This is a genomic window from Streptomyces sp. NPDC012888, assembly GCF_042900645.1.
Taxonomy (GTDB): domain Bacteria; phylum Actinomycetota; class Actinomycetes; order Streptomycetales; family Streptomycetaceae; genus Streptomyces.
Genome location: NZ_JBIBBM010000017.1, coordinates 114110 through 140002, shown reverse-complemented (window position 1 = coordinate 140002; position 25893 = coordinate 114110). Strand labels below are relative to the sequence as shown.

Annotated in this window: 13 protein-coding genes; 3 read left to right on the top strand and 10 right to left on the bottom strand. The window is 77.3% G+C overall.

Going from position 1 to position 25893, the window contains the following annotated elements:
• The first annotated feature begins 84 nt into the window (after window positions 1-84).
• Window positions 85-540: a nuclear transport factor 2 family protein gene (locus ACFY61_RS26640; RefSeq protein ID WP_389475867.1), complete on the top strand. Its 456-nt coding sequence runs from the start codon at window positions 85-87 to the stop codon at window positions 538-540.
• Between the two features lie 76 nt (window positions 541-616).
• Here the strand turns inward: ACFY61_RS26640 and ACFY61_RS26635 are convergent, their stop codons facing one another.
• The 6 genes from ACFY61_RS26635 to ACFY61_RS26610 all read right to left on the bottom strand — a co-directional run bounded on the left by ACFY61_RS26635 (window position 617) and on the right by ACFY61_RS26610 (window position 6379).
• Window positions 617-1078, bottom strand: coding sequence for an ester cyclase (locus ACFY61_RS26635; protein ID WP_389475865.1), 462 nt, complete (start codon window positions 1076-1078; stop codon window positions 617-619).
• Window positions 1079-1116: 38 nt separating this feature from the next.
• Window positions 1117-2187, bottom strand: a complete 1071-nt coding sequence (locus ACFY61_RS26630; protein WP_389475863.1) for an alcohol dehydrogenase catalytic domain-containing protein — start codon at window positions 2185-2187, stop codon at window positions 1117-1119.
• Window positions 2184-3044 carry an NAD(P)H-binding protein gene (locus tag ACFY61_RS26625; RefSeq protein WP_389475861.1) on the bottom strand — a complete coding sequence of 287 codons (861 nt, stop codon included), beginning with the start codon at window positions 3042-3044 and terminating at the stop codon, window positions 2184-2186. The genes ACFY61_RS26630 and ACFY61_RS26625 overlap by 4 nt, the downstream gene beginning before the upstream one ends.
• 223 nt (window positions 3045-3267) lie before the next feature.
• Window positions 3268-4380 carry a ribosome small subunit-dependent GTPase A gene (gene rsgA / locus ACFY61_RS26620; RefSeq protein ID WP_389475859.1) on the bottom strand — a complete coding sequence of 371 codons (1113 nt, stop codon included), beginning with the start codon at window positions 4378-4380 and terminating at the stop codon, window positions 3268-3270.
• A complete protein-coding gene (locus tag ACFY61_RS26615; protein ID WP_389475857.1) occupies window positions 4377-4583 on the bottom strand; it encodes a hypothetical protein in 207 nt (68 codons plus the stop codon). The genes rsgA and ACFY61_RS26615 overlap by 4 nt, the downstream gene beginning before the upstream one ends.
• Complete coding sequence (locus ACFY61_RS26610; RefSeq protein WP_389475855.1) at window positions 4580-6379, bottom strand: prolyl oligopeptidase family serine peptidase; 1800 nt, start codon at window positions 6377-6379, stop codon at window positions 4580-4582. The genes ACFY61_RS26615 and ACFY61_RS26610 overlap by 4 nt, the downstream gene beginning before the upstream one ends.
• A 298-nt stretch (window positions 6380-6677) precedes the next feature.
• On the opposite strand from ACFY61_RS26610, the gene ACFY61_RS26605 reads away from it, so the two are divergent.
• A complete protein-coding gene (locus tag ACFY61_RS26605) occupies window positions 6678-7433 on the top strand; it encodes a 2OG-Fe dioxygenase family protein (protein ID WP_389475853.1) in 756 nt (251 codons plus the stop codon).
• Here the strand turns inward: ACFY61_RS26605 and ACFY61_RS26600 are convergent.
• From ACFY61_RS26600 to ACFY61_RS26585, 4 genes are read right to left on the bottom strand one after another with little or no spacing between them, the layout of a single operon-like run.
• On the bottom strand, window positions 7415-8857 hold the full coding sequence (locus ACFY61_RS26600) for a cation:proton antiporter (RefSeq protein ID WP_389475851.1): 1443 nt from the start codon (window positions 8855-8857) through the stop codon (window positions 7415-7417). The two genes, ACFY61_RS26605 and ACFY61_RS26600, sit on opposite strands and share 19 nt — an antisense overlap.
• A gap of 25 nt (window positions 8858-8882) precedes the next feature.
• Window positions 8883-12179, bottom strand: coding sequence for an amino acid adenylation domain-containing protein (locus tag ACFY61_RS26595; protein WP_389475849.1), 3297 nt, complete (start codon window positions 12177-12179; stop codon window positions 8883-8885).
• Complete coding sequence (locus ACFY61_RS26590; RefSeq protein WP_389475847.1) at window positions 12176-18214, bottom strand: amino acid adenylation domain-containing protein; 6039 nt, start codon at window positions 18212-18214, stop codon at window positions 12176-12178. Before ACFY61_RS26590 ends, ACFY61_RS26595 begins: the two co-directional genes overlap by 4 nt.
• On the bottom strand, window positions 18211-25521 hold the full coding sequence (locus ACFY61_RS26585; protein WP_389475845.1) for an amino acid adenylation domain-containing protein: 7311 nt from the start codon (window positions 25519-25521) through the stop codon (window positions 18211-18213). The genes ACFY61_RS26590 and ACFY61_RS26585 overlap by 4 nt, the downstream gene beginning before the upstream one ends.
• Here ACFY61_RS26585 and ACFY61_RS26580 point away from each other — a divergent pair.
• On the top strand, window positions 25486-25887 hold the full coding sequence (locus tag ACFY61_RS26580; protein WP_389475843.1) for an ACT domain-containing protein: 402 nt from the start codon (window positions 25486-25488) through the stop codon (window positions 25885-25887). The genes ACFY61_RS26585 and ACFY61_RS26580 overlap by 36 nt on opposite strands.
• The last annotated feature ends 6 nt before the right edge of the window (window positions 25888-25893 follow it).

Below are 25893 nucleotides of genomic sequence, written 5' to 3'. Positions count from 1 at the left end.
GCGGGGCGGTCGAGGGATCCTCGAAGGGGGTGCGACCCGCGGCGCACAGCATGGGCGGCAACCGAGGAACCGAATGGAGACCACATGACCACCGCGCCCGACCTCGCGACCGGGACCACCGCCTGGACCGCCGAGCTGCACGCCGAGGTTCAGCAGTTCTACGCGCACCAGATGCAGCTCCTCGACCTCGCCGAGGCGGAGCGCTGGGCTGCGACGTTCACCGAGGACGCGACCTTCGCCGTGCCGACCCTGCCGGAGCCCGTGCGGGGCCGCGCCGGGCTGGTCGCGGCGACGAGCCGCAGCCACGCGGAGCTCGCCGCGGCCGGGCAGCGGCACCGGCACTTCATGGGCATGCTGGACGTCCGGCAGCGGCCCGACGGTGCCGTGGACGTCCGTTCGTACGCCATCGTGTACGCCTCCGAGATCGGCGGCGAGTCGCGGGTGCACCGGGTGTGCGTCTGCGAGGACGTGCTGGTCCGCGGCGAGGACGGCGTGCTGCGCGTGTCGGCCCGCGTGGTGACCCGGGACGACCTGGCCTGAGCGGCCGGGGGCGGCGGGCCCGCCACCGACGAGCCCCCGCGGGAACCGGAAGGTTCCCGCGGGGGCTCGTCCGCGCTCAGATGGACATGGCGTCGGCGGGGATGAACTCCAGCTCCTTGAGCATCGGGATGTAGTTGAACACGTCGTAGTGCTCGATGATCTGGCCCTCCTCGTTGAAGCGGAGCTCCTCCAGCATGTACCAGCTGACCTTGCGGCCGGTGGGGGCCTTGCCGAAGAACTCGCCGAGGTGGGTGGCGGTGACGGTGATGCGCAGGATGACGCGGTCGTCCTCGGCCACGGCGCTCTTGACGTCGAGGTGGAGGTCGGGGAAGGCGGCGAGGCCGCCCTTCATGGCGCCGATCATCTGCTGGGTGTCGACGGGGCGGTCCTCGGAGAAGTGCTTGATCTCCGGGTGCCAGTACTTGAGGATGCCGTCCAGCTCCCAGCGGTTCCAGGCGGCGGCGCAGTCGAGCGCGATCCACTTGTTGCGGGCCTGGATGCTGTCGTGGGCCGGAAGCTCGTTCAGCGTTGCGGTCATGGTGGGAGTTCCCTCGTCCGGTACGGAGTTCTGATGGTTCAGGGGGTCAGGACGTGCTTGCCGACGCTGGTGCCGTCCAGCAGGGCGCGCACGGCGGCGGCGGCTCCGCCCAGGGGGTGGCGGCCGGCGATGGCGGGGGTGAGGACGCCCTCCGTGGCGAGCCGGCACAGCTCCGCGTAGTCGGTGTTGAAGTCCGGGCCGGGCTTGACGTAGTACATGCTCATCCGGCGGCCCCCGGTGAGGCCGAGGAGCCGGGCGAAGAAGCGGGCCACGGTGCGGCGCAGGGCCGGGACGTGCGGCCGGAACCACTGCCCGGGGCGGTAGCCGGCCACGGAGGAGTCGAAGGAGACCAGGGTGCCGCCGCGGGCGAGCATCGCCCAGCCGGCGTCGAGGCCTCGGCCGCCGATGTGGTCGAAGACGGCCTGGACGCCACCGGGGGCGAGTTCGCGGACGGCCGCCGCGATGTCGGGGGTGCGGTAGTCGAGCGGTTCGGCGCCGAGCTCGCGCACGGCGTCGTGCTTGGCGGGGGAGGCGGTGCCGATGACCCGCAGGCCGTGGTGGACGGCGAGCCGGGTGAGCAGGGCGCCGACGCCGCCGCTGGCCCCGTGCACGAGGACGGTCTGGCCCGCCTTCAGGCGGGTGAGGCGGTGCAGCATCTGGTAGGCGGTGACCCCGTTGGTGACGAGCGCGACCGCCACGGCCGCGTCCAGCTCCTCGGGGGCGGCGGCCAGGGTCTTGGCGGGCAGTTCGACGAAGCGCTGCCAGGCGCCCTGGCGGGGCATGGCGGCGACGCGGTCGCCGGTCTTCCAGCCGGTGACGCCGGGGCCGACCTCGACGATCCGCCCGACCAGGTCGTAGCCGGGCACGAAGGGGAACTTGGGCGGGAACGGGTGGAGGTGCTGGAGCATCTGCACCTCGGCGTAGGAGACGCCGGCGGCTTCCACCTCGACCAGGACGCGGTCCTTGCCGGCGGTGGGCCGGGGGCCTTCGGCGGTGTGGATGCGCGCCTCGGGCTCGCCGCTGCCGGTCATCCGGACGAACGTGTTGGCGCCTGCGCGGGGGGCGCCGGCGGCGTCCGGGGCGGGGCGCTCGGTGGAGTCGAGGCTCATGCCGCGGTCTCCGAGGACTGGGGGGCGAAGTCGGCGGCGTGGTCGGCCGCCCAGCGGGCGAAGGTCAGGGCGGGGCGGCCGGTGACCTTCTCGACGGTGTCGACCGGGACGGGCGGGTTGGCGACGGCGTCGGCGAGGTAGCCCAGGACCATCTCGACCACCGGGGCGGGCATGGCCTGGCCCATGTACTCGCGGGCCTGGTCGGGGGTGATCTCCTGGAAGGCGACGGGGCGGCCGATGGCCCGGGCGATCTGCTCGACCTGCTCGGCCTGGGTGACGGCCTCCGGGCCGGTGACGACGTAGGCCTGGCCGGCGTGCCCGTCCTGGAGGAGGGCGGTGACGGCCACGGCCGCGACGTCGGCCTCGTGGATGAGGACGCGGGGGGCGTTGCCGTAGGGGGCGCGGACGACGCCCTCGGTGCGGATGGAGTGGGCCCACTTCCACAGCACGTTGGTGGCGAACTCGTCGGCGCGGACGAAGGTCCACTCGATGCCGGACTCCTCGACGGCGCGCTCGACGGCGCGGTGGTGCTCGCCGCTGTGGTTGTCGCCGGAGGTGTCGAGGACCGAGGAGGAGGAGAGGACCACGATGCGGCGGACGCCGGCCTCCTTGGCCAGGGCGACGACCTCACGGGCGGTTTCCGGTACGGGGAAGAGGTAGAGGCGGTCGACGCCGTCGAACGCGGCGCGCAGGCTCTCGGGCTTCTCCAGGTCGCCCTCGAACACCTCGACCGGCTCCGGCAGGCCCGCGGTGGCCGGGGTCCGGGTCACCGCACGTACGGACTCACCCGCCTCGACGAGCCGACCGACCACATGACGGCCAACGGAACCCGTCGCTCCAGTCACCAAGATTGTCACGTGTCTGCTCCACCCTTGTTCGGCCCCGTAGTCCCGGGGGCTCTCGCACGGAAGTGCTGACCAGCCTCGGGCGGGTCGGTGGAGGGGCCTTAGAGGGCGCTTGGAGAGTCGGGCAGGTAACTCTGTACTACGTACAGATTTTCTCGTTACGATGTGCGGAGCCACTGCTGCGGTGACCGTCCCCCGCGTATCCGCAGCAGTGGCTTCCCCTGCGTGCCCCCGCTCAGCGGTGCGGGCGCTTCTTCAGCGCCCGGGCCCTGGTGCGGATCCGCTGCTTGTCCTCGGCACGGGCCCGGGCGTCCTGCCGCAGCTCCAGCATCCGCTGCTCGCGGCGCAGCTTCTCCCAGTTGCCGACCCGGTCCTCGTCCAGGGCTCCCCCGTCGACGGCCGCGCGGACCGCGCAGCCCGGCTCGCCCTGGTGGCCGCAGTCGCGGAACTGGCAGTCCCCGGTGAGGGATTCGACATCGGCGAAGGCCCTGTCGATGCCCTCCTCGGCGTCCCAGACGGCCAGGGCGCGCATGCCGGGGGTGTCGATGAGCAGCCCGCCGCCGGGCAGCGGGACCAGTTCGCGGTGGGTGGTGGTGTGCCGGCCCTTGAAGTCGGAGCGGACCTCCTGGGTGGCGAGCACCTCCTCGCCGCGCAGCCGGTTGGTGAGCGTGGACTTGCCGACGCCGGACAGGCCGACCAGCGCGACCGTGCGGCCGTGGCCGACGTACCGGTCGAGGGCGTCGAGGCCGTCGCCGGTGCGGGACGAGACGGTGTGGACGGGGGCGCCGAGCGCGATGCGCTCGACCTCCTCGGCCGCGGCGGCGGGATCGGGGTGCAGGTCGGCCTTGCTCAGCACGACGACCGGCTGGGCGCCGCTCTGCCAGGCGAGCGCCAGGTAGCGCTCGATGCGGCGCAGCCGCTGGTCGCCGGTGAGGGCGGCGACCACGAAGACGGTGTCCACGTTGGCGGCGACGATCTGCGCCTCCGTCTTGCGTCCGGCGCTGCCGCGGACGAAGGCGGAGCGGCGCGGCAGGATGCCGTGCACCTGGCAGGGGCCCTCGCCGTCCGCGGGGCCGCCGGCCACCGCCCAGTCGCCGGTGGCGGGCTGGGCGCCGCCGAGGAGTTCCCCGGTGTCGCGGAACAGCCGGGGGCCGAAGACCGCGCGGACCTCGGCGTCGGGCAGCAGCAGGGTGCAGGCGCCGCGGTCCACCTGCCCGATGCGGGCGGGGAAGCGGGTCTCGCCGGGCGGGGTCGGGCCGAGCGCGGCGAGGTGTTCGGGCCACGCCTGGGCGAGGTCCTCGCGCCAGCCGAGGCCGGCGAGGGCGGAGAAGTCGGGTTCCGGGGTCATCGGCTGGTCTCCGGGGGTGTCTGCCGGGCGGTCGGGGACGGCTTGCCCTCGCAGCCGCAGCCGCCGCGCTGGACGGCGAAGCGGCGGCGCGGCGCCGGGGCGGCGGCTCCGGCCGGGGCGGCGGGGCTCTCGGCCGCGGGGCTCTCGGCGGCGGCGGTGGTCTCGGCGGCGGTGGCCGCCGCGGTGGCGGGCTGCTCGGTCATGGGTGCTGCTCTCCTGTCGGTACGGGACCGGTACGCGCGGCGGCCGCGGGGCGGTGGCCCGCGGCCGCCGCGCCGAGCCGGCTGCGGACGAAGGCGATCTGGGCGGACATGGCGTCGGCGCCGACCTCGGCGCGGCCGCTGGCGTGGCCGGTGGAACGGAGGCGGAAGTCGACGTCGTGGCCCCGGGCGGCCAGCGCCCGTACGTAGGACTCGATCTGGCCCGCCGGACAGCGCGCGTCACGGTCACCGGCCAGCACGAGCAGCGGGGCGCGGACCCCGGCGGCGTACGTGTGCGGGGAGGCCGCGGCGTACCGTTCGGGCACCTCGTCGGGGCTGCCGCCGAACATGGCCCGGTCCACCCAGCGCAGCGAGGGCAGTTGCTCCCGGTAGGCGGCCGGCCAGTCGCCGACGGCGCCCTCGGCGAGCCCGCAGGCCCACAGCTCCGGCTGGGTGCCGAGCCCGAGGAGGGTCAGGTAGCCGCCCCAGGAGCTGCCGGCCAGCACGCAGCGGTCCGGGTCGGCCAGCCCCCCGGCGACCAGGTGGGCGCGGGCCGCCGCCACGTCGGACAGCTCGGTGTGCCCGACGTCCGCGCGGTGGCCGAACTGCCAGGCGGTGCCGTTCTCCGCGGAGCCCCGGTAGTTGACCCGGGCCACCGCGAAACCGGCGTCGTTCCAGGCCGCCGCGGGGCCGTTGTACTCGTCGCCGTCGGCGGTGTGCGGGCCGCCGTGCAGCAGGAAGACCGTCGGGTAGGGGGCGGTGCCCGCCTCCGGGACGCTGAGGAACACCGGGACGGTCAGCTGCCCGTTCGGCGCGCCGACCGGGGTGACGGGCGCGGCCGGGCGGGCCGGACCGGGTACGGACAGCAGCTCGCGCCCGCCCAGGTCCCGCAGGACCGGCGGGGTGGTGGCGGTGGAGAAGGTGTACCAGACCTCGCCGTCGGGCCGGGGGGCCACGTCGTGCACCGTGCCCGGGGGTACCGGGAGGCGCTCCACGGCGCCGTCCGCCAGGCGGTAGCGGTGGAGTTCGCTGCGCCCGCCGGTGCGGTGGTGCAGCAGCAGGCCGGCGCCGTCGGGCGTGAACTGGGCCCGGACGTCGCCGGGCAGGCCGGCGGCTATCTCCGTGACCTCGCCGGTGACGGGGTCCCACAGCAGGGGCTCCGGCCGGCCGCGGCGGTGGTGGGTGGCCAGCACCAGGCGGCCGCCGGGGGCGAACGGCGAGCCGTAGGGCTGGACGTGCAGTCCGCCCGCGAGCGGGCCGTCGTCCAGCTCCCCGACCACCGCGCCGGAGGTGTCCACCACGCGCAGCGCGGGCCGTTGCGGGTCACCGTGCCCGGCCCGCAGCAGCAGGACGAACTGCTCGTCGTCGCTGAGGCCGCCGAGGCAGAGCGGGGTGTCGGCCGAGGCCAGGAGTACGGCCCGGTCCGCGCCCGCCCGGAACAGGTGGACGCCGGCCCGGCCGTCGGCGCCGGTGACGCCCGCGACGGCCAGGCCCGACGCTCCGAGGGCAAGGCCCTCGGGGGTGCCGGCGGGCACCCCGGGCAGCGCGGGCGCGGCGGGCCCGCCGCGCAGCGGGGACCTCAGCCAGCCGCCCCGCTCGGTGCCGTCCTCGTCGTGGTACCACCACAGTTGGCGCCCGCCCGGGTCGAGCAGGCCGAGTTCGACGCCGTGCGGGGCGTCGGTGAGCTGTCGGACTCCGCCGCCCGCCCGGTCCCACAGGTAGAACTGCGCGGTCCCGGTGGCGTTGCCGCGCAGGGCGCACACCTCGGGCCGCAGCCGGCCCCAGACGGGGAGCCCCACGGACGGCGCCGTACAGCGGTCGGACGGTCTCGACCCGTCTTCGAGCGCGACGGAATATAAAGTCACCAGGCCATTATGCAGACGGCCGGCAAGCCAAGGAAGACCGAATGGTCAATTCACGCCACAGGGCGGCGGGATGAAATTATCCAGCGCCGTTCCTGCGTTCAGTGCATTCTTTTCCCTTTTCGCTCGGGAAATTTCCGGTGCCGGATCCGGCACCGAACGGGCCGAAAAGCACTTGGAATTCGGCGCCGATCCCGAGGAGCTTCGCACCCGGAGCCGACCCAAGGAGGGTCCCATGCCCGCTGTGGCACTTCCCGGACCGCTGACCAGCACGGACGTCGCGGAGGGAATCCGCACCCGGGGCTACGCACTCGCCCCCGGCACCGGTTTCGACACCGGCTGGGGGGCTGATGCGTTCCCGCGGCTGGTTCGCGCCTACGAGGACCTGGAACCGGACGCCTATCTGGCCGACGGCGGAGCGTACCGGTTCCGCCGGCACGTCCGGTTCCTGCACCGCGCGGCCGATGGCGCGGTACTCCGGCCGGAGCCGCCGGGCCCCTACTTCCAGAGCGCCGAGGTGAATCCTTTCGCGGGCGGCTCGCCGCGCTGGTTCGCCCCGGCCGGGCCGGAGGTGCGGGACAACCCGTTCCTGCACCGGCTGCTGCTGCACGGTGCCTCCGTGTTCTCCGGGCTGGCCGGCGCGGAGCCCGGCCGCGGCCTGGACTGGGAGATCGACGTGCACCTGGTGCGCATCCGGGCCCGGGCCGAGGAGCACGGCCTGCCCTCCCCCGAGGGCGTCCACCGGGACGGCTTCGACTACATCGCGCTGCACCTGATCGGCCGGACCGGCGTGACCGGCGGCCGCAGCATCGTCTGCGACCCGGAGGGCCGCGAGCTGGAACGGCCGCTGCTGGCCGCGCCGATGGACTCGCTGTACGCGGACGACCGCCGGATCCTGCACGGCACCGAGCCGGTGCTGGTGGATCCGGCGGCCGGCCGTACGGCCGGCTACCGCGACATGCTGCTGACCAGTTACCGCCGGACCAGCTGAGCGGGCTCGGCGGGCGTCCCGGCCGGGGCGCCCGCGGCGGCCCGCGGCGGGGTGTCCCCGGGCAGGACGTCCCCGGGCAGCGCACCGTGCGGCGGGAGGTCGTGCGGCAGCGCGTCGTGCGGCAGGGTGTCATGCGGCAGCGCGTCCGGCGCGGGCCAGCGCCGCTGGATGAACTCGTACAGCGGGGTGGCGGCCAGCGAGGTCACGACCGTCATCAGGGCGAGGACGGTGTACAGCTCGTCGGTGATCAGGCCCTTCTCCCGGCCGATGTGGAGCAGCACCAGCTCCATCAGCCCGCGGGCGTTCATCAGCGAGCCCAGCGAGGCCGCGTCCCGCCAGCTGCCGCCCGTCGCACGCCAGGCCAGGGCGCAGGCACCGCCCTTGACGGCGAAGGCCACGACCAGGACGAGGACGAGGGCGACCAGGACCGCCGGGTCGAGCAGCACGTCCAGGCGGGTGTTGAGACCGGCGTACACGAAGAACACCGGCAGCAGGATGTGGACCGTGACCGGCTCCAGGCGGGCGCGCAGGTTGTCGGCGAAGGCTCCGCGCGGGGTGCAGACGCCCAGGACGAACGCGCCGAAGACGGCGTGCACGCCGACCCATTCGGTGAAGGTCGCGCAGAGCAGGAGGACCACGGCGACGGCGCCGAGCGCGGCCCCGCTGCCCACCGTGCGGGGCGCGTTCAGCCGGTCGGCGTGCCGGGCCGCCCGCTTCTTCAGGACCGTCAGCACCGCCACGTACACCGCGCTGCCGCCGATGGCCATGACGGCCAGCGCCGGGTCCCCGGTGGTGCCGGCGACGACCAGGGCGAGCAGGATCCACGCGGCGGCGTCGTCGACGGCGGCGCAGGCGAGGGCGACGGTGCCGACGGTGGTGCGGGTCAGGCCGCGCTCGTAGATCATCCGGGCGAGCATCGGGAAGGCCGTGATGGAGCAGGCGGCGCCGACGAACAGCGCGGCCTGCCAGGCCGCGACGCCCCCGGGGAAGAAGGTGTCCCCGTTGCCCGCGAGGTACCAGCCCAGCGCTCCGCCGACCAGCACCGGGGCGACGATGCCGACGACCGAGGACACGGTGGAGGCCTTGAGGTGCCGGGCCATGACGCGGTGGTCGAAGGCGAGGCCGACCAGGAACATGTAGAGCACCAGCCCCAGCTGGCCGACCACGAAGAGGGTGGTGAGCGCCGGGTGCTGGATGGACTGTGCGGTGCCGGGCACGGTCAGCACGCGCGGGAACAGCTCGTCGGACAGGGCCGGGAAGACGTATCCCAGCAGGGTCGGTCCGAGCAGGAACCCGGCCACCATGTCGCCGACGACCTGCGGCTGGCCGAACCGGCGGAACAGCATCCCGACCAGCCTGCACGCGACGAGCACGGCCGTGAGCTGGAGGAGGAACAGCATCATCAGTTCGTTGTTCGTGGGCATGCCGGAGCCCATCCTTCCGGGGGGTTCAGGGCCGGGAGACGTCCCAGGTGAACCCCGCGAACGCCGGACGGCCGGTGGCGGCCCGCCCCGCCGGGACCACGGGGTCGGGCGGGTTGACCGGAGCCTGCGGTCCGGCAACTGCCAGCCGCCTGGCGGCGCGCAGGACCTTGTCCGCCAGTGCGCGTGCCGTGCCAGGTTCGTAGTGTGTGCGGTCGTACTGGAGTAGCAGTTTCAAGCCGGTCGAGGACCGCGCGAACTGGAACGACAGGTCGAACAGCCCCTCCTCCAGCGGGACCGGGCCGCCGGTCAGCCGGAGTCCGCCGGGGCCGCGGCCGGTGTCGATCTCGTCCCAGAGGATCGCCCACACGTCGAAGTACGGGTTGCGCCAGGCGTGCCGCGGCGGGTCGAGCGCGCGGACCACCTCGCCGTACGGCACGTCCGCGTGGTCCATCGCTCCGACGGCCTGGTCGGCGAGGTCGCCGACGAGGTCGTCCCACGACCGGCCGGCGGCCATCTCCGTGCGCAGCACGACGGTGTTGACCAGGCAGCCCACCGTGTCCGGCAGCCCCAGGGCGGGGCGCCGGCTGACGGCCGTGCCCAGCGTGACGTCGGCGGTCCCGGTGACCTCGTGCAGCACGGCCGCGACGGTCGCGGCGAGGACGGCGAACAGGCCGGTGCGCCGGCCGCGGGCGTACTCCTCCAGCGCGGCGAGCGGCTGCGGGTCGAGCTCCGCGGTGACGGTGGCGGTGGCCCGGCCGGGCGGGCCACCGCGCGGGCGGTCCACCGGCAGCGGCAGCGGCGCCGGCGGCGGGGTGAGCCGGGCCCTCCAGTGGGAGAGGACCTCGTCACGGGCGGCCTCACCGGGCGGCCGGGCGGAGTCCTCCGGCACGGCTGCGGGCACGGCTGCGGCCGGGTGGGCCGGCGCCGTCCCCGCCAGGGTCCGGGCGACGACCTCCAGGGAGGTCTGGTCCGCGGCGATGTGGTGGAGGACCACCAACAGGCGGTCGGGGCCGCCCGGACGGCGCAGCAGTGCCGCCCGCAGCGGCGGTCCGGCCGCCAGGTCGAACGGCGCGTGCGCCAGCTCCCGTACGGCGGCCTCCCGGGCCGGCTCGTCGGGCAGGTCCAGCACGTCCAGCGGCACGGGGGCCTCCGCCGGCCGGGGCACCGGTTCGCCGCGTTCCTCGCGGTAGACGGTGCGCAGCTGCGGCTGGGCCTCCTGGAGCCGGGCGAACGCGCGGCGCAGCTCCTCCGGTTCGGCGGGGCCATGGCAGTCCAGCAGCAGCGGGACGTGGTAGGCGGCGGTGCCGGCGCTCCCGCCCAGGGCGGCGCGGGTGCGGTCCTCCAGCCAGAGCCAGCGCTGTACGGGGCTCACGGCGGGCACCGGTGCCGGTGCCGGGTCCGCGGCCGCGTCCGGGCGCGCCGCGGCGGCGGGGGCGGGACCGGTGTCCGCCGCCGGCCGGGAGCGGCCGTCGAGCCGGCCGTCGAGCCGGTCGGCGAGGGCGGCGACGGAGGGGCGGTCGAACACGTCGCGGACGCGGACCGGCAGCCGGAGCCGGCGCGCCGCCTCCGCCGCCACCCCGGCCGCCTTGAGGCTGGTGCCGCCGAGCAGGAAGAAGTCGGCGTCGTCCGGTACCGGCCGGCCCAGGGCCTCCTCGAACAGCTCGCGCAGCACGTTGCGCACGGGGTCGGCGGCCGGGCCGGCGGGGTCCGGGGCGGGGCCGCCGTCCGCCGGCAGGGGCCGGCCCGCGAGGGCCCGCCGGTCGATCTTGCCGTTGGGGGTGGCGGGCAGCGCCGGGACCGGCACGACCACTGCCGGAACCATGTAGTACGGCAGCCGGCCGGCCAGCCGGGCGCGCCAGTCGGCGGGCAGCGCGCCGTCGGTGACGACGTATCCGGCGAGCAGCGGCTCGGGGGTGCCCTCCGGCACGACCACGGCGGCGGCCGCGACGCCGGGCAGCGCGGCGAGGGCCGCCTCCACCTCGCCCGGTTCGATGCGGAAGCCGCGGATCTTGACCTGCCGGTCGGCGCGGCCGCGGAAGTCCAGGGTGCCGTCCGGCCGGTGCCGGGCGAGGTCGCCGGTGCGGTAGAGGCGGGCACCGGGCCGGGGGTCGTCGGGGTCGGGGAGGAAGCGTTCCGCGCCGGCGTCGGGGCGGCCCAGGTAGCCGCGCCCCACGCCGGCGCCGCCGATCCACAGTTCGCCCTCCTCGCCGGGGCCGACGGGCCGGCCGGAGCCGTCCCGCACGGAGTACCGCAGGTTGGCCATGGGGCGGCCGATGGTGGGCGGCTCCCCCGGTGCACCGGGCGGGCAGCGGTGCCAGGACTGGAAGACGGTGGCCTCGGTGGGGCCGTAGACGTAGATCAGGTCCCGGCCGGGTGCCCAGCGGTCCACCAGGGCCTGGTTGAAGGCCTCGCCGCCGGTGACGACCGTCCGCACGCCGGGGAAGGCGGCCGGGTCCAGCTGGGCCAGCAGCGCGGCGAGCAGGAAGACGGTGTCCACGCGGCGTTCGCGCACCAGGGCGGCGAGGACCCCGGCGGAGGCCACGGGTTCGTCGAAGACCACGACGGCCGCGCCGGCCCACAGCGTCGCGAGGACCTCCCAGACCGAGACGTCGAAGGCGGGGCTGGCGAACTGCAGCACCCGCCGGCCGGGGGCCAGGCCGAACGGGACGGCGGTGGCCTCCAGCAGGTTGGTCAGGGAGCGCTGTTCGATGGCCACCCCCTTGGGGCGGCCGGTGGAGCCGGAGGTGTGGATGACGTACGCCAGGTCGTCCGGGCCGGGCTGCGGCCCGGCGGCCGGCGGCACGGCCCGGGTCGCGCCGGCCGGGGTCGCACCGGCCGGGGAAGCCGCCCCGGCCGCAGCCGCGACCGGGGCGACCGGGGCGTCCAGGTCGACGGTGAGCGCGCCCGTGCCGGGGAAGTGTCCGGCCAGCGCGGCGGTGGTCAGGGTGAGCGGGGCGGGGGCGCTGTCGGCGAGCTGGGCGAGCCGCTCGGCCGGGTGGTCGGGGTCCAGCGGTACGTACGCGGCGCCGGCCCGCAGCACCGCCAGTACGGCCACGACCAGTTCCGCGGAGCGGGGCAGGCAGATCCGGACGAGCGTGCCGGGTCCGGCCCCGCGGGCCCGCAGCCGGGCCGCCAGCTCCTCGGCCCGGCCGTGCAGTTCCCCGTGGCACAGGGTCCGGTCGCGGGCGATGACGGCCGGCAGGCCGGCGACGGGGCGCGCCCGCTCGGCGAGGAGCGCGGCGACCGGCCCGTCGGGAACGGGCGCTGCGGTGTCGTTGAGTGCGGCCAGGGTCCGCCGCCAGGAGTCCGCCGCGGTGGTCACGGGCGCTCCCGCCAGGGTGCGTCGGGGCGGGTGACGAGGGTGGCCAGGGCCTGCCGGGTGCGGTCCACCAGCCGGTCCGCGGTGCCGCCGTCGAACAGCTCGCCCTTGTAGGTGAGCACGCCGTCCACGTCGTCCTCGCCGGTGCGGACCGACCAGACCAGGTCGAAGGCGGTGGCGGTGGGACGGGCCGCGGCGACGGTGCCGTCCGGGCGGAACAGCGCCCCGGGGGCGGGCGGGTTGTCCTCCTGGGCGACGACCAGCACCTGGCTGAGCCGGGCCCGGTCCACGCCGAACTCGGCTTCGGCGAGCGCGGCCACGGCGTCGAGTCCGGCGCCGGGCCGGTCGTGCGCGGCGAGCAGGGCGTGGGCGACGGTCCTGGCCAGCTCCCGGTACGTACGGGCGGCGCCGGTCTCGACGCGCAGCAGGGCGGTGCCGGTGAGCGGGCCCACGACCTCCGCGAGGCCGGGCGCGGCGCGGGAGCTGAGCACGGTGGCCAGCCACACCTCGTCCGGGGCGTCGCCGTCCGCCGCGCCCCCGGAGAGGGCGGCGACCAGGGCGGTCAGGGCGAGGGCGAACGGGCTCAGGCCGTCGGCGCGGCCGAAGGCGCCGGTGCCGGGCGCGGGGAACGCGAAGGGCAGTTCGGTGGGCATCAGCGCGCCGCGCACCAGGCGGGGCCGGTCGTAGGGCAGCGGCAGCTCGGGGGGTCCGCCGGCGGCGAGCACGCGGCCCCAGGTGAGGTCCTCCTCGCCGGCCGTGGTGCGGGTCCGCTGCCAGCGGGCGACGTCGGCGAGCCGCAGGGGGGCGGGCCCGGCGGGTTCGGCGGGCCGCCGTCCGGCGGCGAACTCCTCGTAGGCGGCGGCGATCTGGGCGATGAGCAGTTCCATGGAGCGGCCGTCGACGGCGATGTGGTGGACGGCGAGGAGCAGGACGTGCTCCTCCTCGGCCAGCCGCACCAGCCGGGCCCGCAGCAGCAGGCCGGCGGCCAGGTCGAACGGTTCCTCGAGGTGGCGCTGGGCGAGCGCGTCGAGGGCGGGGTCCCGCCCGGCCGGGGGCAGGCCGGTGAGGTCGGTCTCGTCCCAGCCGGTGCGGGGCACCGTGAGCGGTATCCACCGCGGCTCGCCCCCGGCGGTGGTGACGAGCCGGGAGGAGAGGGCGTCGTGGCGGGCGGCGGTGTGCTCGACGGCCTGGCGCAGGGCCTGCGGGTCGATGACGCGGCCGGTGCTGCGCAGGGCCTCGAACACGGTGAACGCGGCGGGGGGCGCGCCGGCCAGCAGGGCCCGGTGGATGCCGGCCTGTTCGGTGGTCAGCGGGGCGGGTGCGCCGGCCGGGCCGGGGACCGGGCGGTCAGCGGTGTCCGGCGCGGCGGCCGGAGTCGGCACGGCCGCGGCCGCCGCGCCGATGGCCTCGGCGATGGCCGCCGGGGTGCGGGCGTCGAAGACCAGGCGCGGGGACACGTCCCGGCCGAGCGCGGCCCGCAGCCGCCCCGCCACGTCCACGGCGTCCAGCGAGCCGCCGCCGAGCTGGAAGAAGTCGTCGTCCGGGCCGACGCCGGGGTGTCCGAGGGAAGCGGCGACGGCTTCGGCGACCGCCTGGACGACGGGGTCGGCTGCCACGCCGGCCGCGGGACCCGCGGCGGGGCCGGGTCCGCCGGAGCTCGGCACTCCCCCGGTCCCGGCCGGCGCCGGGTCCGCCGCCGTGTCCGGCGCCGCGCCCGGTGCCGCGCCCGGTGCCGCCGGCGGCCCGATGTGGACCGTCGCCGGCGCCAGGCGGGCGGGCAGCGCGCGGCGCACCAGAGTGCGCAGGGCACCGGCCGCCGGGGCCTGACCGGGGCGCGGGGTGACGTGCGCGGTCAGCGGCCCGGGTTCGCCCGGGGCCGCCGGTCCGACCTCGGCGTCCCGTACGGACGGGTGGGCGCGCAGCACCCGTTCGGCCTCGGACGGGTCGAGGCGTGCGTCCGGGCGGGCGGGGTCGGGGACGAGCCGCCCGGCGGGGCCGCGGAGCACCAGCTCGCCGCGCTCGGACCAGTGGGCGCGCAGTCCGGCCGGCCCGGAGCCGGTGTGGAGCTCGCCGGGCACGCCGACGGGAACGGGCCGGCCGGCGGGGTCGGTGATCCGGGCGCCGGGGTGGGTGGCGCAGCTCTCGGCCAGGGCGGCGAGCTCGGTGGTCTCGGAGTCCGGCAGGGGGGTGCCGGCCGGGGTGCGGGCGGGGTCGGCGGCGGCCCGGAGCAGCAGGTCCGCCCAGTGCCGCAGCAGCCGGGTGGCGCGGGCGGCGGTGAACAGGGCGGTGTCGTACTCGGCGCTGAGTTCCACCGCTTCGCCGGAGTTGTCGAGGTGGAAGCTGAGCTCGAACTCGCTCGCCCCGTCGCTGAAGGGCTCGCGCCGTACGGTCAGCCCCGGGCCGGCGTCCAGGCCGGTGCCGTCGCCGGTGCCGGCGGCGCCCGGCTCGTCGGCGGTGTACATGACGGTGAACAGCGGGGTGCGGCCGCCGTCGCGGGCCCCGGGGAGCTCGGCGACCAGCCGGGCGAACGGGTAGGCGCGGTGGGCCATGGCCCGGGCGACGGTGGAGCGGGTCGCGGCGGCGCGCTCGGCGAAACCGGCGCCGGGCGGCACCTGGCAGGCCAGGACCACGGTGTTGAGGAAGGGCCCGATGACGCCGGCGGCCTCGGGGGTGTCGCGGCGGGTGACGGGGGTGCCCAGCAGGACGCGCTCCTCCCCGGTGAACCGGGCCAGGAGCTCGGCCAGGGCGGTCAGGCCGGTGCCGTACGCGCTGGTCCCGCAGGTGCGGGCGAGGTCCCGTACGGCCCGGCTGTCCTCGGCGGTGAGCCGGATGCGGCTCTCGCCGCCGGGGCCGGGCGGTGCGGTGCGGTCGCCGTCGGCGGGCAGCAGCGGATAGGGCAGCGGGGCGGCGAGCTCGCGGTGCCAGTGGTCGCGGGCCCGCAGCTCCGCGGGGCTGCCGGCGTCGGCCTCCTCGCGGGCGATCTGGGCGAGGTAGCGGCCGGCGGCCGGGCGGGGGGCGGGAGTGCCGGTGCGCATGGCCCGCAGCCGGGCGAAGAGCCGTTCGACGAGGAGGGCGGCCGATTCGCCGTCGCAGGCGATGTGGTGGACGGTGACGGCGAGCAGCGCGCTGGTGGCGGACAGGCGGAGCAGTACGGCGCGCAGCGGCGGCTGGTGCTCCAGGTCGAAGGGCCGGCCGGCCTCCTCGCGGAGCAGGGCGGCGGTGTCGGTACCGGGGGCGGGCCAGAGCACGGTGAACGGGGGGCGGTCGCCGTACACGAAGCGCTGGCGGGGCTCCCCGTCGCGGAGGAGGAAGCGGGCGCGCAGCAGTTCGGCGTCGGCGGCCTCGTCGGCGAGGGCCTGGGCGACGAGGCGTTCGTCGAGGGAGCCGTCGATCCGGAAGACGTCGGTGAGGTGGTGGACGGTGTCGGCGCCGTCGTCGAGGCGGGACAGGGTCCACAGCTGGCGCTGGGCGGCGGACAGCGGGTGGTCCTGCCCGGCGGCGGAGTCGGGGCCGTCGGCGGCGGACGGGCCGGCGTCGTCGGCGCCGCGGGCGCGCAGGGCGGCGCAGGCCTCGCGGACGGAGGGGCCGTCGAGGAGTTCGTCGATGCCGAGGACCAGGCCGTGCCGCTGCTCCAGTGCGGTGATCACGTCGACGGCGAGCAGACTGTGGCCGCCGAGGGCGAAGAAGTTGTCGTCCAGGGCGAGTTCGGTGAGGTCGAGGACCTCCCGGAACACGGCGCCGACGCGCTCCTCGAGGCTCTGCGGGGCGTCGCCGGCCGCGGGCGTGCCGCCGTCGGCGGCGGGGGTGGCGGGGGCCTCGGGGCGGGCCCGCCGGGCGAGTTCGGCGAGGGTCTGCCGGTCGGTCTTCCCGCTGGTGGTGAGCGGGACCCGGTCCAGCGGCAGGATCCGGTCGGGGACGAGGGGGGCGGGCAGCACGGCGGCGGCGTGGGCGTGGACGGCGGCGGGGGTGACGGCCGCGGCCCCGGTGACGAAGGCGACCAGCGAGGGCTGCCCCGAGGCGCCGGCGCAGACGACGGCGACGGCCTCGTCGACGGCGGGCAGGGCGGTCAGGGCGGCTTCCACGTCGCCGAGTTCGACCCGGTTGCCGCGGATCTTTACCTGGTCGTCGGTGCGGCCGAGGAACTGCAGGGTGCCGCCCGGCTGCCACCAGCCGCGGTCGCCGGAGCGGTAGCGGCGGCCGCCGGGCACCCCGGGCGCCTCCGGGAAGGCGTCCCGGGTGAGGTCGGGCCGGTGCAGGTAGCCGTCGGCGAGGCCGGGGCCGGAGAAGTGCAGCTGGCCGGGGAAGCCGGGCGGGACGGGCCGGTCCGCGGCGTCCAGCACCTCGACCACGGTGTGGGACAGCGGCCAGCCGATGGGGGTGCCGGGCAGCGGGTGCGCGGGATAGTCGAAGGCGGTGGCGCCGACGGAGTTCTCCGTGGGGCCGTACTCGTTGACCAGCCGGGTGCGGGGCATCAGCGCCTGGTGGCGGGCGACGAGTTCGGCGGGCATGGCCTCACCGGCGACGGTGACCACGCGCAGGGTGCCGGCCGCGGCCAGGTCGTCGATGACGGCCCGGTAGAGGCTGGGCACCAGGGTGACGTGGCTGGCGCCGTGGCGCGTCGCCAGGTCCCGCAGGTGTGCCCCGTCGAGCCGGCGCACACCGTCGACGAGGACCAGGGTGCCGCCCGCGCCGAGGACGGAGAACACGTCCGAGACGGAGCTGTCGAAGGACAGCGCGGGCACCTGGAGCAGGCAGGTGTCGGGGCCGAGCCGGTGGTAGTCGTGCTTCCAGGCCAGGTAGCTGTCGATGGCCGAGTGGCGGATGACCACGCCCTTGGGGCGGCCGGTGGAGCCGGAGGTGTAGATGACGTAGGCGGGGTCCTCGGGGCGCGGCGGCTCCGGGTCGTCCTGCGGCAGCGCGGCCAGGTCGGGGCCGTCGCCGGCGAGTTCCGCGGCGGACAGCGCGCGGACGCCGGTCCGGGCGGCCAGGGCGCGGGCCTGCTCCGCGTGTTCGGGCTCGGCGACCAGCAGGGCCGCGCCGACGTCGGTGAGCACGGTGGCGAGCCGGTCCTCCGGCTGCGCGGGGTCGAGCGGTACGTAGGCGGCGCCGGAGCGGACGGTGCCGAGCAGCGCGGCCGGCGCGTACCGGCCCTTGCCGGCGAGCAGGGCGACGCGGTCGCCGCGGCCCACGCCGTACGCGTGGTGCAGGCGGCGGGCGGCGCGGACGGACTCGGCGCGGAGTCCGTCGTGACCGAGTTCGGTGCCGTCCGCGGTGACGACGGCGGGGCCGGTGCCGGCGGCGCGGGCGCCGCGTTCGAGGCGGTCGAGCAGGGTGCCGGGGGCGGCGGGCGGCCAGAAGCCGGTCCGGCCCCAGCCGGCGACGAGGTCCCGGTCGGTGGCACCGGCCGGTTCGAGGGTGTCGAGGGTGCGGGACGGGTCGGTCAGCCCGCCGAGCAGGTGGGCGATCACGCGCAGCACGGTGTCGGCGAACCACGGCTCGCAGCGCTCGGTGTCCGCGTCCGCGTGCAGGCTCCGCTCCGCGGAGACGGCGCCGGCGGCGTCGGCCGCGCCGGGGGCGCCGGCGGCGTCGAGGGTGATCAGCAGGGTCTCGCCGTCGGGCGCGGGCGCCGCGGCCGGGCCGGCGGCGACGGTGAGGGTGCCCGCCCGCGGGCCGGCGGGCCGGGCCGCGAGCAGCTCTTCACGGACCCGGCCGAGCAGGGCCCCGGCGGTGGTCCGCGCTCCCTCGGGCAGGTCGGCGGTGACGGTGACGGGTCCGGCGGGCCCGGCGACCGTCAGGGCCGGGCTCTCGGTGTCCTCGGCGGCGGCCAGGGCGATCAGGGCCGCCGCGGACAGCAGGACGAGTTCGTCCATGGGGTGGCCGGCGGCGGCGGTGACCAGCGCGTCTCCGGCGGGCCGGGGCAGCGGGAGGGTGCGCCGGGTCCGCCCGGGGACGCCCTCGCGGGTGAGCCGGGTCCGCAGCGCCGTGGCGGCGGTGGAAGTCTCCCGCGTCACGGGGAGGGGCAGCGGTGCTGCGGTCATGTCCGTACGCTCCCTGCGGGTTGCGGTGTGTCGGTCTCGGCGGGGTCGCCGGCCGGGCGGGCGGACCCGCCGGCGAGGTACCAGGACGGGTGGCAGCGGAGCGCGCCGACCACCTCGTCCAGCAGGCTGCGGGCGGTGTCCTCGGTGAACAGCGCCCGGTCGTAGGCGAGTTCGAGCAGGACGGTGCCCTGGCTTTCGCTCGCGTAGATCCGCAGGTCGTCGGTGAGCGGGACCTGGGCGGGATCGGCGGGCAGGAACCGGGGGCCCTCGCCGGGCCGCTCGGCGGTCTCCCAGCTCAGGCCGGCGTCGTAGACGGGGCGCCGGCCGCGGGCCGGGCGTTCGGCGATCTCGACGACGGTGGTGTCGAACGGGAACCGGGCGTGTTCGTAGGCCTCGGCCAGCCGGTCGCGGACCTGGGCGAGGAGTTCCGCGGGGGTGTGCGCGGCGCCGGGCGCGAGCCGGACCGGCATCGCGTTGACGAAGCAGCCGACGACCTCGGCCAGCCCGGTGCGGTCACGGGTGCCGGCCGGGCAGCCGACGATCACCTCGGAGCTGCCGGAGCGCCGGTGCAGGGTCAGCGCCCAGGCGCTCAGCAGGGCGGTGAACGGGGTGGCTCCGCAGCCCTCGGCCGCGGCGCGCAGCACGGCGGCGGGCAGGGAGCGCCGGACGACGCCCGCGCCGAGCCGGCCGGCGTCCGCGCGGGGGCCGGTGCCGGGCAGGTCCAGGCGGGGCAGCGGTCCGCCCAGGGTGCGGGTCCAGTAGGCGCGGCCGCGGTCGGCGTCGGGCCCGTCCAGCCAGGCGGCCTCCTCGGCGACCCAGTCGCGGTAGGGGCGGGCCGGGCGGCCGCCGAAGGGTTCGCGGCCGGCGGCCAGGTCGTCGTAGGCGGCGAGCAGGTCGCGGGCGACCAGGGCGGCGCTGTCGCCGTCGTACACCAGGTGGTGGGCGGTGATGACGAGGACGTCGCCGGCGGGCCGGCCGGTCAGCAGGCGGACGGCGAACAGCGGTCCGGTGGCCAGGGCGAAGGGGGTGGCGTGGGCGGCGCGGACGGCCGCGGCGACCGACTCGTCGGTCCCGTCGGTGGGTTCGCAGGTCAGCGGCGGCCCGTCGGGGAGGCGGTCCATGACGACCTGCCGGGCGGTGCCCTCGATGACGGCGACCCGGGTGCGCAGGGCCTCGTGCCGGGCGGCGAGGGCGGTGACGGCGGCCCGGAGCAGGCGCGGGTCCAGGGGCCGGCCGGCGTCGACGGCGTCGCAGATGTTGAGGGCGACCGGGCTGGGGTTGGTCCGGGCGGCCATCCAGATCCGGCGCTGGGCGCGGGACAGCGGCAGGACGGTGCCGTCGGGCGCGGTGGGCAGCGCGGTCTGCGCGGCGGGCGGTCGGGTGCCGTCGCCGGCCGGGGGCCGCGGCCGGTCGGACTCGCTGCGGGCGGTGCCGCCGGTGGCGGTTCCGTCGGGGGCGGTGAGGACGGCGGTGAGCGCCCGTACGGTCTGCTGCCGGAAGACCGTGGCCAGGGGGACGCGCACGCCGAACTCGTCCTGGAGCGCGGCCGCGAGGCGGGCGGCGGTCAGGCTGTGCCCGCCGACGGAGAACAGGTCGGCGTCCGGGTCGGTCACGGGCAGGCCGAGGACCTCCTCCCAGACCCGGGCCACCCGCTCCCCGACCGGGCCGAGGCCGGTGTGGGGGACGGACTCGCGGCGGGGCGGGGCGGGCAGCGCCTTCCGGTCGAGCTTGCCGTTGGGGTTCAGCGGGAGTTCGGCGACCTCCACGTACGCGGCGGGGACCATGGCGGCGGGCAGCCGTTCGGCCAGCCACGGCCGCAGCTCGGCCGGGTCGGCGGTGCCGACCGTGTAGGCGGCCAGGGAGGGCTCGCCGCGCTCGTCGGGTACGGCGACGACGGCGCAGCGGAGCACCCGCGGGTGGCCGGCGAGGACGGCGGCGACCTCGCCGGGCTCGACGCGCTGACCGCGGATCTTGACCTGGTCGTCGACGCGGCCGAGGAAGAGCAGGTTGCCGTCGGGGCGGCGGGCGGCCCGGTCGCCGGTGCGGTACATCCGGGTGCCGGGGCGCTGCGGGTGGGCGGTGAACCGCTCGGCGGTGAGGTCGGGGTTGCCGAGGTAGCCGCGGGCCAGCCCGGCGCCGGAGACGCAGAGTTCGCCGGGGACGCCGACGGGGGCGAGGTCGCCGTGGGCGTCGAGGACGTCGACGGTCTTGTTGGCGATGGGGTGGCCGATGACGATGTCGGCGCCGGGGTCGGTGATCCGGTGGACGGTGGTCCAGACGCTGTCCTCGGTGGGCCCGTACTCGTTGTAGAGGACGGTGTCGGGCAGCAGTTCGGCGTGCCGGGCGGCGAGGGCCTCGGGGAGCCGTTCGCCGACCAGGACGATCTGGCGGACGGAGCCCAGGCTGGGCGCGCAGCGGTCCAGCATCAGCTGGTAGAGGCTGGGCACGAGCATGATGTGGGTGACGGCGTTCCGCCGGATCTCCTCGGCGACGTGCTCGACGTCGAGGAGGCGGTCCTTGCCGAGGACGACGACCGCGGTTCCGGCGACGAGGGCGGAGAAGACGTCGTTGACCCCGCTGTCGAAGTGCAGCGGCGGTACCTGGAGCACGGCCGCGTCGGCGCCGAAGCCGTAGTAGCCGGCCCGGTAGTGGACGGTGTTGACGATGCCGCGGTGCTCGATCATGACGCCCTTGGGGCGGCCGGTGGAGCCCGAGGTGTAGATGACGTACGCGAGGTCCCGCGGCCCGGCCCGGCGTGCGGGCGGCGGTGGCACGGGGGCGCCGCCCCCGGAGCCGGCGGCGGAGTCGGCGGCGCGCGGGTCGAGGACCGGAAGGGCGGTCAGGGCACTGACGGCGGCGTGGTGGCGGCCGTCGGCGAGGACGGCCAGGGCCCCGCTGTCGGCGAGGGCGAACGCCAGCCGGTCGGCGGGCTGTTCGGGGTCGAGCGGCAGGAAGGCGGCGCCGGTCTTGAGCACGGCGAGGGCGCTGACCACCATCCACTCGGTGCGTTCCGTGACGACGGCGACGAGCTCGCCGGGACCGGCCGCGGAGGCGGCGCGCAGCCGGGCCGCGACGGCTTCGGCGTGGGCGTCGAGCTCGGCGAAGGTCAGCCGGGTGGAGCCGTGCACCACGGCGGTGCGGTCAGGTGCGGCCGCGGTCTGCGCCTCGACCAGGTCGAGGAGGGTGCTGTCCTCGGGGAAGGGGGCGGCGGTGTCGTTGACCTCGTCGAGCAGGAACCGGCGTTCGGCGGGCGGCAGGACGGGCACCTCGGCGAGCGGGGCGTCGGGGGCGTCGAGCAGCCCGGCGAGCAGGTGGAGCAGGCGCTCGCCCATGCGGTGGGCGGTGGACCGGTCGAAGAGGTCGTCGGCGTAGCCGACCCACAGTTCGGCGGGGGCGCCGGGGCGGGCGTCGCGGAAGGCGAAGGACAGGTCGAAGTCGCTGACCGGCTGTTCGAGGTCGAGGTGGCGGACGGCCGGTCCGCCGGCGGGGCCGGTGACGGTGTCGTCCAGGACGGTCTCGACGAGCACGTCGAAGACCGGGTTGCGGCTGGGGTCGCGGGGCAGTTCCAGGTCCTCGACGAGCTGCTCGAAGGGGTGCTCCTGGTGGGCCACGGCCTCCTGGGCGGTGGTGCGGGCGGCCGCCAGCAGCTGCCGGAAGGTGCCGGCGGTGTCCACCGGGGTGCGCAGCACGACGGTGTTGGCGAACAGGCCGACGGTCTCGGCGGACCGGCGGTCGGGGCGGCCGGCCACCACGGTGCCCAGCAGGGCGTCGGGTTCCCCGCACAGCCGCCACAGCAGGACCCGCACGGCGGCGGTGAACCCGGTGAACGGGGTGGCCGCCTGGTCCCGGCACAGTGCGCCCAGGGCCGCGGCGACACCGGCGTCGAGGGTGAGGCGTACGGTGCCGCCGGAGGCGCTGCGGGTGGCGGGGCGGCGCCGGTCGGCGGGCAGTTCGAGGGGTTCGGGCAGGTCGGCCAGCCGGTCGAGCCAGTAGGCGCGGGCGGCCTTGCCCTCGGGGCCGGCCAGGCGCGCGGCGAGGCGGGCGGTGTGCTCGGTGTACGAGGGGGCCGGGCCGGGGCCGGCCGCCGGGTCGGCGAGCAGGGCGAGCAGGTCGCGCATGAGCAGGGCGAAGGACCAGCCGTCGCATACGGCGTGGTGCACGGTGAACAGCAGCACCCCGCCGGGCGCCGGGGCGTCGGCGGCCGGGGCGTCGGGCAGCCAGCGCACCTGGGCGAGGGGGCCCTCGGCGAGGTCGAAGCGGTGCCGGCAGGCGCGGTCGAAGGCCTGGGCGGGGGTGCTGGAGCGGTCGGTCACGAGGACGCCGGCGGGCGGGTCGAGGACCGTCTGCTCCAGGCCCCGGGGGGTCTCCCGGAGCACGGTGCGCAGGGCGGGATGGCGCGCGACCAGGGCGTCGACGGCGGCGGCGAGGCGGTCCTCGTCGACCGTGCCGTCGAACCGGTAGGCCTCGACCATGGTGTAGGGCGGGACGGGCGAGGTGTCCAGGTGGTCCAGCAGCCACATGCGGCGCTGTGCGTTGGAGGCGGGGAAGGTGGTGCCGGTCCCCCCGCCGGGGGGCGCGGGTACGGATGCTGCGGGTGCGGGGTCCGGCGCGGTCGGTCCGGGCACGGCTCCGCGCTCGCGCAGGACGGCGGCCAGCGCGGCCGGGGTCCGCAGGTCGAGCACCTCGTGGACGCGGGCGGCGTCGGGGCGGCCGGTGCCCTCGCACAGGGCGGCGGCCAGCTGCACGGCGGCCAGGCTGTGGCCCTCGGCCCGGAAGAAGTCCTCGTCGGCGGAGTGCGGCGGGCGGCCCAGCACCTCCGTCCAGGCCCGGGCGACGAGTTCCTCCAGGGCGTCGGCGGGCCGCCAGCCGGGGCCGGTGCCCTCGCCGGCGGCGGGGAGGGCGAGCAGGGCGGCCCGGTCGACCTTGCCGTGCACGGTGAGCGGGAGGGTGTCCAGCCGGTGGAGGGCGGCCGGGAGCATGGGCGAGGGCAGCCGCGCGGCCAGCCAGTCGGCGGCCTCGGCCGGGCCGAGGGGGGCGGCTCCGGTCTTCCCGGGGCGGGCGACGTACCAGCCGTGCAGGGTGACGGTGCCGTCGCCGGCGGTGCGCGGCACGACGACCGCCTCGACCACGCCGGGGTGGCCGATCAGTGCCTGCTCGACCTCGCCGGTCTCCACGCGGGTGCCGAAGACCTGCACCTGGCCGTCCGCGCGGCCGAGGAACTCCAGTTCGCCGTCCGCGTTCCAGCGGCCCTGGTCGCCGGTGCGGAAGACGGGGGCGTCCCCGGCGTGCGGGGAGGTGCCGAAGCGGGCGGCGGTGGCCGCGGGGTCGCCCCGGTAGCCGGCGGCCACGCCGGGGCCGGCCAGCTGGATCTCGCCGGGGACGCCGGGCGGGGCGAGCTCTCCGGAGGGGGTGACCACGAAGACGCCGTAACCGGGCGAGGGCCGGCCGAGGGGCACCCGGTCGAGCCGCTGGGCCGGGGCACCGTCCCGGATGAGCATGGTGGCGTCGACGGTGGCCTCGGTCGGCCCGTAGAGGTTGGCGAACGTGCCGATGCGGAGCCGGCCGCGGGTGCGCGGGAGCAGGCCGCGGGGGACGGTGTCGCCGCCGAGGAGGAGGTGGCGCAGCGGCAGGCCGGCGTCCGGGGGCAGGGCCCGCAGCAGCACCGACAGCAGGCCGGGCACGCAGTTGACGAGGTTGACCTCGCCGTCGCGGACCCGCTGCCACAGGGCGGGCGCGTCGAGCCGGTCGGGGTCGCCGACGGCGACGAGGGTGCCGCCGGCCAGGAGGGTGGCGAAGACCTGGAAGGCGGTGGCGTCGGAGGTGGTGGCGGACAGCAGGGCGGTGCGGGTGCGGGCGTCGATGCCGAGGGCGCGGGCGCCGGTCAGCACCTTGTGGGCGAGCTGGTCGTGGTGGACGGCCACCGGGCGGGGGGTGCCGGTGGAGCCCGAGGTGAACAGCAGCAGGGCGGGGGCGGCGGGTTCGGCGGCTCCGCCGGGGGGCTCCTGCCCGTCGGCGGGCGCCGGGATACCGGCGGGGGCGGCGGACTCGGTCAGCAGTCCGGTCAGGCCGGCGACGGGCAGCGGGAGTTCGGCGTCGGCCGGGCCGTGGCCCTCGGCGCGCAGCACCAGGCGGGCGCCGCTCAGGCCGGCCAGCAGGGAGATCCGGGCGGCGGGGTGGCGGGGTTCGAGGGGGACGCAGGCGGCGCCGGTGCGGAGCACCGCGAGCACGGCGGTGACGAGGTCGGCGCCCCGGGGGGCGAGCACGCAGACGGCGTCGCCGGGGCCGGTGCCGTGGCGGCGGGTGAGCAGGGCGGCGGCCCGGGCGGCGTCCTCGGCGAGCTGCCGGTAGGTCAGGGTGCGGCCCTGCCCGGTGACGGCGACGGCGTCGGGGGTGCGCCGGGCGGCTTCGTCGAACAGGGCGGTGAGGGTGGCGGGTTCGAAGGCGGCGGGGGCCGGCAGCCCGGCGAGGGCCAGCAGCCGGGCGCGCTGTCCGGCGCCGAGCACGTCGGTGTCGGCCGGGGTGCGCCGCGGGTCCTCGGCGAGGGACTCCAGTACGGCCGCGGTGCAGGCCGGCAGGGCCGGGGCGAGGGCGGCGGTGCCGCGGGCGGTGACCAGCAGGCCGCCGCCGGGCTCCGGTTCGACGTGCAGCACCAGCGCGGCCGGCGGGTCGGGCGGGGTGTCGCCGTACAGGCCGGGGCAGACCACGGCGAGCTGGGACAGGGCCGGGCCGGCGCCCGGTGCGACGGCGTCCAGCCGGTCGGCGAGGGCCTGCCGGTCCGGCCAGGGCCGGGCGGCGGCCCGGTCGAGTTCGGTGTGCAGGGCCTGGAGGAAGGCGGTGGCGGGGGCGGCCGGGTCGAGGGGCTGGACCAGGGCGAACTCGGCCGGTCCGGGGCCGGCCCCGAAGGCGGGCACGACCACCGGCAGGGGGCTGCCGGACACCGTGCCGGCGGTCGTGGTGAGACCGGCGAGGGCGATCCGGGCGGCGGCCACGGTGAGCAGCAGCAGGCCTTCGGGGGCGTCCTGGGCCATGGCGCGCAGGGTGGTGGCGGCGGCCGGTGCCACGGTCGCGGATCCGCCGGTGCCGGTGCCCGCGGCGCCGGTGCCCGCGGCGCCGGTGCCCGCGGCGCCGGTGCCCGCGGCGCCGGTGCCCGCGGCGCCGGTGCCCGCGGCGCCGGGCTCCAGCAGCGGTTCGGGGCGGATCCCGTTCAGCCGGGGCAGCCAGTATCCGGCCGCGGCGGCATCGTCCGCCCGCGGGGACCTAGGGTCGTCCCCATGGCCGAGCTGTCCGTCACCGTCGTTCCGCAGCACCTCTACGTCCTCCCTGACCTGTTGTGGGTGCACCGGCTGCCCGTGGACGCCGCCGTGCCGGTCATGCCGGGCCGGCCGTGGTCCTCGGTCACCCGGGCCCGGGACGGGCTGACCGTGGTGTGCGCCGGCCGGCTGCCGGGCGTGGAGCCGGTGAGCGGCCCCTGGCGCGGGCTGTACGGGGCCGGTGCCCACGCCCTGGACCTGCCCGGCATGCTGGCGAGCCTGCTGGTGCCGCTGGCCGCGGCGGGCATCGGGGTGTTCGCCGCGTCCACCTTCGACGCGGACCTGGTGCTCGTTCCGGCCGGGGAGTACGCGCGGGCCCGGACCGCCCTGGAGGCGGCCGGGCACGCGCTGGGCTCGGACTGAGCCGGG

What these genes read in the sequence shown, in the direction of transcription:
- rsgA (WP_389475859.1), bottom strand. Translation starts at nt 4,380, where the DNA reads ATGACCCCGGAACCCGACTTCTCCGCCCTCGCCGGCCTCGGCTGGCGC.
- ACFY61_RS26580 (WP_389475843.1), top strand. Translation starts at nt 25,486, where the DNA reads ATGGCCGAGCTGTCCGTCACCGTCGTTCCGCAGCACCTCTACGTCCTC.
- ACFY61_RS26605 (WP_389475853.1), top strand. Translation starts at nt 6,678, where the DNA reads ATGCCCGCTGTGGCACTTCCCGGACCGCTGACCAGCACGGACGTCGCG.
- ACFY61_RS26630 (WP_389475863.1), bottom strand. Translation starts at nt 2,187, where the DNA reads ATGAGCCTCGACTCCACCGAGCGCCCCGCCCCGGACGCCGCCGGCGCC.
- ACFY61_RS26615 (WP_389475857.1), bottom strand. Translation starts at nt 4,583, where the DNA reads ATGACCGAGCAGCCCGCCACCGCGGCGGCCACCGCCGCCGAGACCACC.
- ACFY61_RS26635 (WP_389475865.1), bottom strand. Translation starts at nt 1,078, where the DNA reads ATGACCGCAACGCTGAACGAGCTTCCGGCCCACGACAGCATCCAGGCC.
- ACFY61_RS26600 (WP_389475851.1), bottom strand. Translation starts at nt 8,857, where the DNA reads ATGCCCACGAACAACGAACTGATGATGCTGTTCCTCCTCCAGCTCACG.
- ACFY61_RS26590 (WP_389475847.1), bottom strand. Translation starts at nt 18,214, where the DNA reads ATGACCGCAGCACCGCTGCCCCTCCCCGTGACGCGGGAGACTTCCACC.
- ACFY61_RS26640 (WP_389475867.1), top strand. Translation starts at nt 85, where the DNA reads ATGACCACCGCGCCCGACCTCGCGACCGGGACCACCGCCTGGACCGCC.